We start from the raw sequence: 13,737 nt of genomic DNA, 5'->3' as shown, positions 1-13,737 counted from the left end.
TTTACCCCTTAGCGATCCACGTCAGCCATTACGACGTCGATTGTCGCTAAATAAATGATTAAGTCAGATACAAGACTGCCGTTAATCACAGAAGGCATTTGCTGTAAATGCGTGAAAGTTGGTGTACGAATACGGGTACGGTAACTCATGGTTGACTTGTCTGAAGTCAGATAATAAGTCGACGCACCTTTCACCACCTCTGCCATCACAGATGATTCACCTGCAGGCATTACAGGGCCCCAAGAAACGCTTAAGAAGTGCGTAATCAAGGTTTCAATATCTTGTAATGTTTTGTCTTTTGGTGGTGGAACAGCCAGCGGATGGTCCGCTTTGTACGCGCCAGAAGGCATATTCTCTAGACACTGCTTAATGATTTTCAGTGACTGTTCGATTTCACGGAAGTGAACAATCACACGAGCATATGCATCGCCTTCGTACTCAACTGGCACTTCGAAGTCATAGTTTTCATAACCACTGTATGGACGGTATTTACGAACATCAAAGTCGATACCTGTCGCACGCAGACCAGTACCTGTTACACCCCATGCCAATGCAGATTTCGCATCGTACTGAGCCACATTACGGGTACGACCCATGAATACAGAGTTTTTCAGTGCTGCAGTATAGTATTCGTTCAAACGTTTAGGCATCCAGTCGAGCAAGTCTCGAACCAGTTTTTCCCAACCATTTGGCAAATCATGTGCAGTACCACCGATACGGAACCATGCTGGATGCATACGGTAACCAGTAATCGCTTCCACGATGTCATACACTTTCTGACGGTCAGCGAACATATAGAATACTGGGGTCATACCGCCGGCATCCTGAATCGCAGTACCGATGTACAGCAAGTGGTTATTGATACGGAACAGTTCCGACATCATGACACGAATACATTGTGCGCGGTCTGGCACAGTAATACCTGCCAGTTGTTCCACACCCATCACATACGGCATGTTTTGAGCACAACCACCTAAGTAGTCCACACGGTCAGTATAAGGAATGAATGAATGCCAAGTTTGACGTTCAGCCATCTTTTCCACACCACGGTGGTGATAGCCAATATCTGGCACACAGTCTTTCACTTCTTCACCATCCAACTGCAAAATTACACGGAATGCTCCATGCGCAGATGGGTGGTTAGGACCCAAGTTCAGGAACATGAAGTCTTCGTCTTTATTACCACGCTTTAAGCCCCAATCTTCAGGAACAAAGCGAAGGTGTTCTTGCTCGAAGTCTTGTTTGGCTTGGTTCTGCATATACGGTGTATATTCCGTTGCACGTGCAGAATATTCTTTACGTAGCGGGTGACCTTCCCAGTAGGTTGGCAACAAGATACGACGGAGCATTGGATGCCCTTCGAAATTGATGCCGAACATGTCATAAGCTTCACGCTCATACCAGTTCGCATTTGGCCAGATATTCGTTGCGGTCGGAATATTCAGATCGCTGTCGCTTAATGCAACTTTAATACGAATGTCACAGTTACGCTCTAAAGATAATAAATGATAGAACACTGTGAATTCTGACGCAGGCAAACCGTCACGGTGCGTACGTAAACGCTCATCTACTGCAGACAAGTCGAATAGCATCACGTATGGACGTGGCACGGTACGCAAGAACATTAGTACTTCTTGTACACGTGCGCGCTCAACCCAAACTGTCGGGAAATCCTCGAAAGTCGTTTGCACAAAGAAGTTCTCACCAAACTTGGTTTTGAGCTCTTCAATGATGGCAAATGCTGGGCGTGAATCAACTGCTGTTGATTCTGGCATAGCAATGTCAGTTTCAGCCATTGGCTTGGCTTCCTATTTAATACAAATTCAGTCAACCTAAACGACAACTACACCCATAGCGGGTGCACAACAAAAAACCGGTCGTTTAAATTATTTAATTTCATCCATAGAGCGTAAGTTCTTCACAGCCACACGCTGGTCTTTCTTACGGTCACGTTCCGGTATCATCTTTGGCTTATACACTGGCTTAAGATCATCACCGATTACCGCAGACAGCGGACGACGCTCTAATTGAATTTGGTCTTGTAACAGCATTAATGCCTGGATCAATGCTTCAGGACGTGGTGGGCAGCCCGGAACGTATACATCTACCGGAATAATCTTGTCCACACCTTGTACGACTGAATAAATATCGTACATACCACCTGAGTTCGCACACGCACCCATTGAAATAACCCATTTCGGTTCAAGCATCTGTTCATACAGACGTTGAATTACCGGAGCCATTTTCACGAAGCATGTACCTGCTACGATCATCAAGTCTGCCTGACGCGGTGAAGCACGGATAACTTCTGCACCGAAACGTGACAAGTCATGCACACCGGTCAAAGTCGTTGCATATTCAACGTAGCAGCAAGATGTACCAAAGTTAAATGGCCAAACTGAGTTCTTACGACCCCAGTTCACTGCTGTGTGCATTACATCCTCTAGGCGAGTCATGAACACATTTTTATTCACTTCTTCTTCTAGAAGCGGATCTTCTACAACGATACGCTCTTGAAGTGGATATTCATCAGCATTCGGATTCGCACGGGTTAATGTATATTTCATCCCGAGTTACTCCTTATCAGAGGGTTGAACTTGTGATTTTTTCACAAGACCAGATGATTGAGCTGGGATTTGACCAGTTGGATCCATAACCAATTCTTCAACAGAGTTGAAGCGCGTAATTTCTGCAAGATCCATATTTGGCGAACCAATTTTAGCTTTGTATCCTGCTGCTTTACGTCTGTCTGAAGGTGCCCAGTTCAGTGCGCCTGTCGATAATTCGTAAACCAAACCAACAAGTAAAACCAAAATAAAGATAGCTGCAGTTGCAAAACCAATCCAACCTACTTCACGAACAGAAGATGCCCATGCATACAGGTAAAGTGCTTCGAGGTCGAAGACTACAAAGAAAATTGCAACTAAATAGAATTTCGCAGACAAGCGGATACGAGCTCCACCTGCGCTGACTACGCCTGACTCAAACTGCTCCTGCTTGGCACGGCCCCATGATTTACCCCCGAGGAGTAATGGGACAGTGAGCATAAAGACGCATAAAAATGTAACGCCGATCACGAAGGCAATAATTGCCCATTCGTATGGAGTAATGGCACTCATGCGGGGATAACTCCTGGCAGGCCGATTTATTAACAAAGAATGTATGTATTGGCCTTCAAATACACCAAACACAAAATTAATCCCGCCAATTGTACCTGATTTTGGATTTCACTTGCTAGTTTATAAGCCTTAGTCTTTTGGATGATTTTTTAGACTTTCCTAATTTTATTCTGGCTTTAAGCTCAGAGAATCTCAACCGATCGTTTTTTTAAATTAAAGTTTAAATTTTCATTATTTTTTCTAAAACCAGATAGGCTTTTAAAGCTCTGCTTAGTTAAGCCTCACTCCTTTTACAGTGGCTGGCTACCCACCCAATGAAACGAAACTTATAAAGAATCAATCAAAAACATTTCACCTTTGCATAATGCCTCGAAAAAATCAGTGTGTTTTTAAAAGATGTTTAACATGAATGTTGTCATTCAATTAGAAGCCCCCTTTTCTACCCGCTCTCGGTAAGCCTTAAAAGAGCAATTGTGTATTTTTGCAACACGTCCAACAGTTTGATTCAGATTATGATATTTCTATTTTTAAATACACTATGACATTTATAAAGTAACAATAAGGAGTCCATGCATGTCTCTACGATTCACCCATAAACCTGATTATTTTTTCTTTGCTCAATTATTGATGCGACATGTAGAAAGCTATATCCAAAAACATCAGGATGCCAGCAATGCAATCTTTGACTTAGGGGATATTCATAAACTTTTCCAGACAGACTATGCCTCTTCCAGCATTAACCTAGACGGTATTATGAATATTGCCGATGAGTACAAGCTTGAAACCTTATCTGGTGACCAAAAGCTAATCCAAAGCTATCAGGTAGATGTTAAAAACAACAAGCTACTGATCAACTTCAATTCTGATGCCTTAAACAGCCTAAAAGAAGGCAAACCACTGATTGAACCGGATGCTACCATCCATGAATAATCCCCTTTAAATAGCCATAAAAAAACGATACCTATGTATCGTTTTTTCTCACCTAAACTCTTATTCTGATTGATCTGACACTTCAGCTTTTTCCGGTTTTTCGATCGGTTTTTGCTCGATTTTTTTACCGTAACGGCTGGCTGGCCAAATCATGATAAAGCGTGCACCACCCAGTGTCGGACTTTGATCGACCTGAATCTCTCCACCAAACCAGTAGGCAATCCGGCTGACAATAGACAAGCCCAAACCATACCCCCCTGAAGCACGGGTACGACTATCATCCAGTCGAGCAAAAGCTTCAAAGATACGAGCACGGTCAGCTTCCGGAATCCCCGGACCATCATCTTCTACACAGATATACGCCATGCCCTTAGCGTCTAGTCCGCCGCTGATCAGGATTTTTTGCTCACAGTAGCGTACTGCGTTCCCCACCAGATTTTGTACCACACGATGCAGGTAACGTCGTTCAGCTTCTACAGTCACAGGTACTGGCATCGGCAGTACTTCGACTTCTTTGCCAGTTTTTAAAGCATCTGTTTCGACTGCCACCTGATCCAACACTTCAAACAGATCAATATCTTCAAATTCAATTGAAGGCATGCCCTGTTCCAGTTTGGCATAGGTCATGATTTCATCGATCAAGGTATTTAAGGCTTCAATATCTTTATCGATCTGCTCAACCTGCTGCAAGCGATAATCATAGTCGTCTTCATCTGCCATCATTTCCACAGCAAAACGAATACGAGCAACAGGTGTACGCAGCTCATGCGATACGGCACGCATCAATTCACGCTGCGCTTCAATCAGACGCTGAATATGATCCGACATATTGTTATAGCTGGAAGCCAGCGTCGCCATCTCATCACTACCCTCTACCGGAAGACGTAATGACATATTGCCAGTTTTCATCTTGTTCAGGGCATAGCTCACTTCACGCAGTTTACGCTGCATTGGCACCAGCAGACCATAAATCCCCAGACTCAAGACAAACAGACTGAGCAAGGTAATCCCGGCAGCTAACTGGAATGGCATCCAGTTAAATAATGGCACTGGCCCCATTACCAGCACTTCAGACGTCGAGCTAGGAATAGGAGAAATGATCGAAATTGTAGTACCGCGAATTGAGGCACTATCACGATATAGAATAATGCTGTGATCTAGACGCAAACGTCCAATCTGCTCGGAATCTAGTGGCAGGCTCTGGACATTTTCGATCGAGATTGGATAAGAGAAATAGTCCTGAATTCGCTTCAGGTATTCTTTTTCCTGACCTGGGTAGTACACCAGATAATCCAGAATAAAGACCGGTAAAGCCTTCATCTGACGTTCAGTAATATTATCCGCCTTAATATAAAGATAATGACTTGGATCATCACGTAGCCCGATGACAATATAAGCTACCCCGGTTTTGGCATCCCAACGCACGACTGCCTTACGGTTAGCCAGACGTCGACCTTCCGCCCGGGTAATATCCACTTTACTGGATTCGACATAGTAGATCGGTAATTCCAGCAGATCAGACGCATCTGAAACCCAATCCATCTTTTGCTGCAGATTAGGCTGTCTCGCAACCCCCTCACTGATGATATACGCCATACCATCAGTCAGGGATTCACGATACTCCTGCGCACGCTGGTAGTTGATGATCTGTACCAGCAGATAGCTGAATACTGCCACCAGGACCACAAGCATTACCAGGCCTGCGTATATCCGCAAAAATATACTGTGTTTAAACACCTATTAATTATCCTGTTTATTCAGGCGGCTAAAGGCACCGATTAGATACCGTTAGTTTCTTTGACGAATAGATAACCTTTACTACGTACTGTTTTAATACGTTTTGGATTTTCAGGATCGTCACCAATCTTTGGACGAATGCGTGAGATACGCACATCAATTGAACGGTCTTGGCCGTCATATTCGATGCCGCGTAAACGCTCAAAGATATCTTCACGTGACAAGATGCGACCCGCATTTGAAGCCAGCAGCCACAACAGGTCATATTCTGCACTGGTAAAGTCAACCAGCTCACCATTCAAGGTCACTGAACGACCACCATTGTCGATGACCAGGTCATCAAATTCGATGCGCTGAGCCACTTCATCCTCAGGCACTTTGTCGGTACGGCGTAATAAAGCACGAATACGAGCCAGCAGGACACGCGGCTGAACCGGTTTAGCGACATAGTCGTCTGCACCCATTTCCAGACCTAAGACCTGATCCATATCTTCAGTACGTGCAGTCAGCATCAAAATCGGTTGATGATAATGTGGACGAACTTCACGACAGATGGTCAATCCATCCGCACCTGGCAACATAACATCTAAAACTACCATGTCTGGCTGCTCGGCGATAATGCGGCGAATCGCACGATTACCGTCGGGCTCTACCCCTACCTCAAGTCCGTTACGAATAAGATATTCTTGAGTTAAACGAGCAAGACGCTCATCATCTTCAACGATTAGAATTTTGGGTAACTTTTCTTCTTGGCTCATATATTGTGCACCTTTATTCGATGGACGTATCCTTTTGAAATCTGATAGATACGGTGGATATAGCAAGCAATATACACACGTTTACATTGTAAACAAGATAGCGTTCACCAAACTGATACATCAAAGTAGCATTTTGTAATATTTTTTTGCAGATATTTCTGTTAGCGACATTTTTTATACAAAACATCGAACAAATCTAGGCTAGGTAACCGTCTATCTGAATAAAAAATGCCCCTCAATTTGCTCAAAAAGAGTTATCCACAATGTTATCTATAAGTACTTCTTGCCAGCTTTGTTATGCTATGCCTTGCCGAATAAGGCTTGCACCAAGATGATAAAAAAAAGGATTTTTTTAATAAAGTTTCTCAGGTTGTTTCACTAAAATATTTATTAAAATGTCAATATTGATCTACCCTAAATTTTCCCGTATCTTGTGTTCAATTAATTTTTAAACCACTAGGTATTGTGTTTATTCCTCAAACACTGTGGCATAAAAATTGCCCAGTTCAAACGGTCCATAAACATAAAAATAGATGACAATGGAGCTATGCTAAAATGAGCGTAATTACTTCAACTCCTGGTCAACTTCAGGTGATTAAACGCACCGGCGATGTTGCCACTTTTGATGCAGAAAAAATTTCTGTCGCAATTGGTAAGGCTTTTTTGGCTGTTGAAGGCCAACAAAGTGCTGACTCAAGCCGTATTCACGATCGTATTGAGCAGCTGACGGAAATGGTCATGAACACTTTCAAACGTCGCTTGCCTTCTGGTGGGACGATTCACATTGAAGAAATCCAGGATCAGGTTGAACTTGCGCTTATGCGTACTGGCGAACAGAAAGTTGCGCGTGCCTATGTCATCTATCGCGAACAACGTTCTGACGCTCGTAAGCAGCTGGGTGCTAACCATCACCCTACCCTGCAAATTACTGATGCAGCGGGCAAGCTCAAACCGCTTGACCTGAGCCAACTGACGGAAACTGTTGCTAAAGCTGCTGAAGGCCTTGAAGGAATCGACGTTCAGGCAATTGTCGATGAGACCGTAAAAAACCTGTATAACGGCGTAAAAGAGTCAGACATCTCTACAACCATGATGATGGCGACCCGTACCCGTATCGAACAAGAACCAAACTATACCTATGTGACTGCACGTCTATTACGTAATGACCTGGTAGCAACTGGTTTGGAATTCCTGGGTCTACCTGCAGATACCGTTGAAGTCGATGCGCTGGAAACTTATCTGAAAAAAGGGATTGAGCTAGAACTTCTTTCACCTGAACTTCTTAACTTTGACCTGACTAAATTGGCTGCAGCGATTCAACCAGAACGCTCTAACCAGTTTACTTATCTAGGTCTGCAAACATTATTTGACCGTTATTTCATCCACTCGGATGGCGTACGTTTCGAATTACCACAATTATTCTTTATGCGTGTTTCAATGGGTTTGGCCCTGAACGAAGAAAACCGTGAAGAGCGTGCAATCGAGTTCTATAACCTGTTATCTAGTTTCGACTACATGGCATCGACGCCGACCCTGTTTAACTCAGGTACGTTACGTCCACAGTTGTCTAGCTGCTACTTAACTACGATTGATGATGACCTGTTTGATATCTATGGCGCGATGCGTGATAACGCAATGCTGTCTAAATGGGCGGGCGGTTTAGGGAATGACTGGACACCAGTTCGTGCGCTGAACTCATACATCAAAGGTACAAATGGTAAATCACAAGGTGTGGTTCCGTTCCTGAAAGTAGCGAACGATACAGCTGTTGCAGTAAACCAAGGTGGTAAGCGTAAAGGTGCAGTATGTGCATATCTTGAAACTTGGCACCTGGACATCGAAGAATTCCTGGAACTGCGTAAGAACACTGGTGATGACCGTCGTCGTACCCACGACATGAACACTGCGAACTGGGTTCCTGACCTGTTCATGCAACGTGTATTCGAAGATGCGGAATGGACACTGTTCACACCTTCTGAAACGCCTGATCTACATGACTTAACAGGTGCAGAATTCGCTGAGCGTTATGCTTACTACGAAAGCATTGCCAAAGAAACAAACATGTTGCACAAGAAAATCCGTGCAAAAGATTTGTGGCGCAAAATGCTTTCGATGCTGTTTGAAACTGGTCACCCGTGGATCACATTCAAAGACGTATGTAACTTGCGTTCACCACAGCAACACGTGGGTGTAGTCCATTCTTCTAACTTGTGTACAGAAATTACGCTGAACACCAGCAAAGAAGAAATCGCAGTATGTAACCTAGGTTCAATCAACCTGGTTCAACACGTTCAAGGTGGTGTACTAGACCGCGAAAAACTGGCACGTACAGTTAAAACTGCAGTTCGTATGCTTGATAACGTGATTGACATCAACTACTACGCTGTTCCTCAAGCACGTAATTCAAACCTGAAACACCGTCCAGTCGGTATGGGTATCATGGGCTTCCAGGATGCACTATACGAAATGAACCTTGCTTATGGTTCTGAAGCTGCGGTTGAGTTTGCTGATGAATCGATGGAAGTGATTTCTTACTACGCAATTTCAACTTCAAGCGATTTGGCTGTTGAACGTGGTACTTATGAAACATTTAAAGGTTCATTGTGGGATCAAGGTATTTTACCAATTGACTCGCTTGACCTGGTTGCGAAAACTCGCCCAGAACGTATGTTTGAAGTCGACCGCACTCAACGTCTGGACTGGGATACTTTACGTGCCAAAGTTCAAAAAGACGGTATGCGTAACTCGAACGTAATGGCAATTGCGCCAACTGCAACGATTTCAAATATCTGTGGCGTGTCCCAGTCTATCGAGCCTACATTCCAGAACTTGTATGTGAAATCGAACCTGTCTGGCGAATTCACAGTGATTAACCCGTACCTGGTACGTGCGTTGAAAGAACGTGGTCTTTGGGATGCAGTCATGGTCAACGACCTGAAACATTTCGAAGGTTCTGTGCAGAAGATTTCCCGTATTCCTGAAGAGCTAAAAGCGATCTTCGCGACTGCGTTTGAAGTTGAAACTCGCTGGATCGTAGATGCTGCTTCACGTCGTCAAAAATGGATTGACCAGGCTCAGTCTCTGAACCTTTATATCGCTGGTGCAAACGGTAAGAAACTGGACATCACTTACAAGATGGCCTGGTTACGTGGTCTTAAAACCACTTATTACCTACGTGCATTGGGTGCAACGTCTGCCGAGAAATCAACGATTAATACTGGTGCACTAAATGCTGTTAAAGCGACTGCAACTGCAGCCCCTGTTGCAGCTGCTGCTCCAGCAGTTGAAGCAAAACCTGAAGTTCCTGCTGAGGAAGAAGGTTTTGCAAATGCAGCACCAGTACCAATGGCATGTTCAATTGACAACCCTGATTGTGAGGCTTGTCAGTAATGAATGTCTCAGTTTTCTTAGTTATTGGTTTCGTCTTCCTTATTTTAGCAATACTATTTATAGCTGTGCTTACAGCTCTAATTACCGCTATCAAAGCTGACAGTGACTAATCTGAATTTATTTTCAGAAAGCCATGCTTAGTTAAACTATGCATGGCTTTAACACAGAAACTGAAATATTTATTTAAAGTAAAATAAAAGGAAACCACCATGCCTCCAATGACTCACAATTATCTGTTAGGACTTGTCGCATTGGTCGTTTCCTTTGTACTTACCTTTTATTTGCCAATTGCCTATTTCTGGTTAAAGACTCATAAATCGCGCAAGCAAAATAAGTAGTGGGGATTTTTGCTCTTCCGTACAAAAGCAGAGCAGTCATCGACAAAACTTAATTTTGCTTACATAAATTGAGCGTATAGTAGGACATTTCAGCGAGGCTGAATGTCTAATAAAAGATATAAGCATCGAAGAGAGAACTGATATGTCTATCTTAAGTTGGGACGATTTCGAAGATGATTCGCAAAAACCAGCTGCACAAACACAGCAGCCTGCGCCCGTCGAGCCGCAAAAAGCGTCTAATTCACAGGTGGTACCTGATGCAAGCAACACATCGTCGGATGTGGCAGCTGCACAACCCCTTAGAGCCACTCAAAACCGAGGATCAAATCCAACCGATTCGTTGGCAAGAGCATCTGCTTCCCTAGATCAGCTTGATGTTGCTCCAGGCTTGGAAGAGCTTGAAATGGGTGCGCAACGTGTACAGGTTGACGACAAGGCAATGATTAACTGTCGTGCGGACTTGAACCAGCTTGTTCCATTCAAATACGAATGGGCTTGGCAGAAGTATCTGGACGGTTGTGCAAACCACTGGATGCCGCAAGAAGTGAATATGAACCACGACATCGCGCTATGGAAGTCTGAAAATGGCTTGACTGAAGATGAACGTACCATCGTGATGCGTTCACTTGGTTTCTTCTCGACTGCGGATTCACTGGTTGCAAACAACCTGGTACTGGCGATTTACCGTCACATTACCAACCCTGAATGCCGTCAATATATCCTGCGTCAGGCATTTGAAGAAGCGATTCACACGCATGCGTACCAATACTGTATCGAATCTTTAGGTATGGATGAAGGCGAAGTCTTCAACATGTACCGCGAAGTACCGTCAGTTGCACGTAAAGCGGCGTGGGGCCTGAAATATACGCAACAGTTAAGCGATCCAACATTTAAAACTGGAACACCTGAAAACGACCAGATTTTACTTCGCAACCTAATCGCGTTCTACTGTGTACTTGAAGGGATCTTCTTCTACTGCGGTTTCAGCCAGATTCTTTCGATGGGTCGTCGTAACAAGATGAATGGTGTTGCCGAGCAATTCCAGTACATCCTGCGTGATGAATCAATGCACCTGAACTTCGGTATCGATATGATCAACCAGATCAAGATCGAAAACCCGGGTTTATGGACCACTGAGTTCCAGGAAGAAATCATCCAGATGATTCTTGAAGGTACCATGCTGGAAATCGAATACGCACGTGACACGATGCCACGCGGTGTATTAGGTATGAATGCTGGCATGATGGAAGAATACCTAAAGTTCATTGCGAACCGTCGTCTGGCGCAGTTAGGTCTGCCTGAACAGTTTGCTGGCGTAAATAACCCGTTCCAGTGGATGTCAGAAATGATGGACTTGCGTAAAGAGAAGAATTTCTTCGAGACGCGCGTAACAGATTACCAAACTGGCGGTGCATTAAGCTGGTAAGGTTTACGTCAAGCGACTCATTGTTTGTCATTTACGACTCATAGTTTGTCATAAAAAAACCGCCAAATCTGGCGGTTTTTTTAAACTCTAAAAAGGAATAATTTTTGAAAAAATTTGCATAATCATATTCTTATGTTTTGGTTGCATAAAATTAATACCATCCAAATTTTCTAAGTTATGTTTAGAATAGAATTCATTAAACATATAAATTAAGTCCACATCCAATCTATCTTTTTCTTTTAATAATTCAATAGCTAAAGAAATTAAATGATAATTTTTAGAAATCATCCATTTTTTAAGAACAGATTTCATCAGATCCCCTTTGGCTAACTCTATAAAAATTTCTCTTAAAAAATCATAATATTTATAGTCTTCAAAGGTAAAATCCACAAAATACAAAATGACTTCCTCGAGATATTTTGGTTCATTTAGAACGTCAGCAAAAAAAGCTCTATTTGTGAGTGAGTGTTTATTTAAGTTTTCTATAGATTGAGCTCTTACCCAATTTGCAAATGGTGAGTCATTCCAACCATACGCGAACCAGCCTAATACACCAGATTCGAAAGAAAACATTATTTCATTTGGTTCTCCTAAATATTTAACGAAAATTTCAGAAACCTCATCCCACCTATAATTTAAAATTAATAACTTAGCTAATTCATTTTGCTCATTGAGAGATAATAAATTATGGACTGGTGATAATGTTAAACTCTGAATAATTAATTCTAATACAGAATTATTAAATCCATATATTTTTATTGCTTTTCGTATTTTAACTAATGGATTTAAATCATTCGAGTTTAAATAAAAATCTTCCAAAATTTCCTTTCCATTTTTTGTTCTTTCCAAATAACTTTCGTATCCCTGATTAATAAATTCACTAATATTGATCTTTTCCTTTCGAAAAAGGAGATCAAAATTATCAAAATTTTTGAAAAAAATAGATGAAGCTAACTTATCTCTTTGTAAATAATCAATCATGAAGAAATTATCAGCATACATCCCTTTTGCTTTATCACTCTTAAAATAATTTTCTATCTCATTAAACTCTTCCAATTCAATTAGACCTATTATCCCCGACCTTACTTTTTGCTCATAATTAAGCCCTGTAGAAACTAATTCTTTTAAGCAAATAGACTTCCAATACTGGCTATTTATTGAAGAAAATTTTGCGCTTTTTGAATAAGCCATTATTTTTCTTGTACGTATTGTCCCATCATACTCTAATAGAGGATTAGGAATAATTTCCTTAATAAAATCAAAATCATTTACTCTCTCGTAAATTATAGAGTTTATAATTGCTCTAACATCTGAATAAGAAGAATTAACTAATTTCAACAATTGACTGGAAACTATTTCATTAGCTTCTAAACATTTAGTAATTATTTCAAAATTAGAATGAGCGCTCTCAAAAATTTCTGGTAAAAAATTTAATACCTCCTGATATTCATGGAAATTAATTATTAAATAACCTATTAAATTGGATCTTGAATCAGGCCTAATTTTTACATTTTGTAAAAAATCAATAATTATATCTTTTGTTTCTTCATCTTTAAAATTATCGATTAAACTAAATACAGGACGTAAATAATCATTTTCAATCATTTCATTTGAAATATTAATCAACCATCTTTTTCTTTCATCCTTATCCTCAATATAATCTGAGATATATTCAGAAAGAGGAGCTGCTAAATCTTTATTATCACTATATACCCATTCATTTATTTTATTTTTAACTTCTTCATCATTCTTCCAACTTCCTAATAAAGCAGTAACTACCCAGTATTTATCATGCAATTCCCCTTCATTTTCGTAGCTTGAAATTAATTTTTTTTTAAAATCCACATCATCAATTAACTTTAAAAAATTCCTATTAGAATAAGCTTGATAACAAACCCTATATTCTTTCAATTCCTCACATACTGATCTTAATAATGCTTTCTTAATTAAAACATTGTCTTTAAAATTTATGACTAATAGTTCATCGGCAGAGTAAAACTTGAAGTGCGACATAAACCACCTAATTAATTTAAAGGGTT

8 protein-coding genes and 1 pseudogene are annotated in these 13,737 nt (G+C 41.4%); 3 read left to right on the top strand and 6 right to left on the bottom strand.

All coding sequences use genetic code 11. The annotated features are described in order from the left end of the window. Positions 1-8: 8 nt before the first annotated feature. The 3 genes from nuoC to ndhC all read right to left on the bottom strand — a co-directional run bounded on the left by nuoC (position 9) and on the right by ndhC (position 3,119). Complete coding sequence (gene nuoC, locus HADU_RS14240; RefSeq protein ID WP_008307459.1) at positions 9-1,796, bottom strand: NADH-quinone oxidoreductase subunit C/D; 1,788 nt, start codon at positions 1,794-1,796, stop codon at positions 9-11. 90 nt (positions 1,797-1,886) lie between these two features. Further along, positions 1,887-2,567 (bottom strand): NuoB/complex I 20 kDa subunit family protein, encoded by a 681-nt coding sequence (locus tag HADU_RS14235; RefSeq protein WP_008307457.1) that lies wholly within the window; start codon positions 2,565-2,567, stop codon positions 1,887-1,889. Positions 2,568-2,573: 6 nt separating this feature from the next. Continuing rightward, a complete protein-coding gene (ndhC, locus tag HADU_RS14230) occupies positions 2,574-3,119 on the bottom strand; it encodes an NADH-quinone oxidoreductase subunit A (RefSeq protein ID WP_004785092.1) in 546 nt (181 codons plus the stop codon). A gap of 573 nt (positions 3,120-3,692) precedes the next feature. Here ndhC and HADU_RS14225 point away from each other — a divergent pair. After that, positions 3,693-4,049 carry a hypothetical protein gene (locus tag HADU_RS14225; RefSeq protein ID WP_004785094.1) on the top strand — a complete coding sequence of 119 codons (357 nt, stop codon included), beginning with the start codon at positions 3,693-3,695 and terminating at the stop codon, positions 4,047-4,049. Positions 4,050-4,109: 60 nt separating this feature from the next. On the opposite strand, the gene bfmS is transcribed toward HADU_RS14225, so the two are convergent. Together bfmS and bfmR are read right to left on the bottom strand one after the other, a co-directional pair. Beyond that, on the bottom strand, positions 4,110-5,786 hold the full coding sequence (bfmS, locus tag HADU_RS14220) for a sensor histidine kinase BfmS (protein ID WP_034593072.1): 1,677 nt from the start codon (positions 5,784-5,786) through the stop codon (positions 4,110-4,112). Between the two features lie 41 nt (positions 5,787-5,827). After that, a complete protein-coding gene (gene bfmR, locus HADU_RS14215; protein WP_004785097.1) occupies positions 5,828-6,544 on the bottom strand; it encodes a response regulator transcription factor BfmR in 717 nt (238 codons plus the stop codon). A gap of 555 nt (positions 6,545-7,099) precedes the next feature. On the opposite strand from bfmR, the gene HADU_RS14210 reads away from it, so the two are divergent. Together HADU_RS14210 and HADU_RS14205 are read left to right on the top strand one after the other, a co-directional pair. Next, on the top strand, positions 7,100-9,934 hold the full coding sequence (locus HADU_RS14210; protein WP_008307447.1) for a ribonucleoside-diphosphate reductase subunit alpha: 2,835 nt from the start codon (positions 7,100-7,102) through the stop codon (positions 9,932-9,934). Between the two features lie 480 nt (positions 9,935-10,414). Further along, on the top strand, positions 10,415-11,698 hold the full coding sequence (locus HADU_RS14205; protein WP_008307445.1) for a ribonucleotide-diphosphate reductase subunit beta: 1,284 nt from the start codon (positions 10,415-10,417) through the stop codon (positions 11,696-11,698). Positions 11,699-11,785: 87 nt separating this feature from the next. Here the strand turns inward: HADU_RS14205 and HADU_RS14200 are convergent. Beyond that, positions 11,786-13,737: pseudogene (locus HADU_RS14200) on the bottom strand (hypothetical protein); the annotation flags it as partial.

This window comes from Acinetobacter sp. HA, assembly GCF_000264725.1.
Taxonomy (GTDB): domain Bacteria; phylum Pseudomonadota; class Gammaproteobacteria; order Pseudomonadales; family Moraxellaceae; genus Acinetobacter; species Acinetobacter schindleri.
The sequence above is the reverse complement of the archived record's forward strand: the minus strand, read 5'-3'. Positions and strand labels throughout refer to the sequence as shown.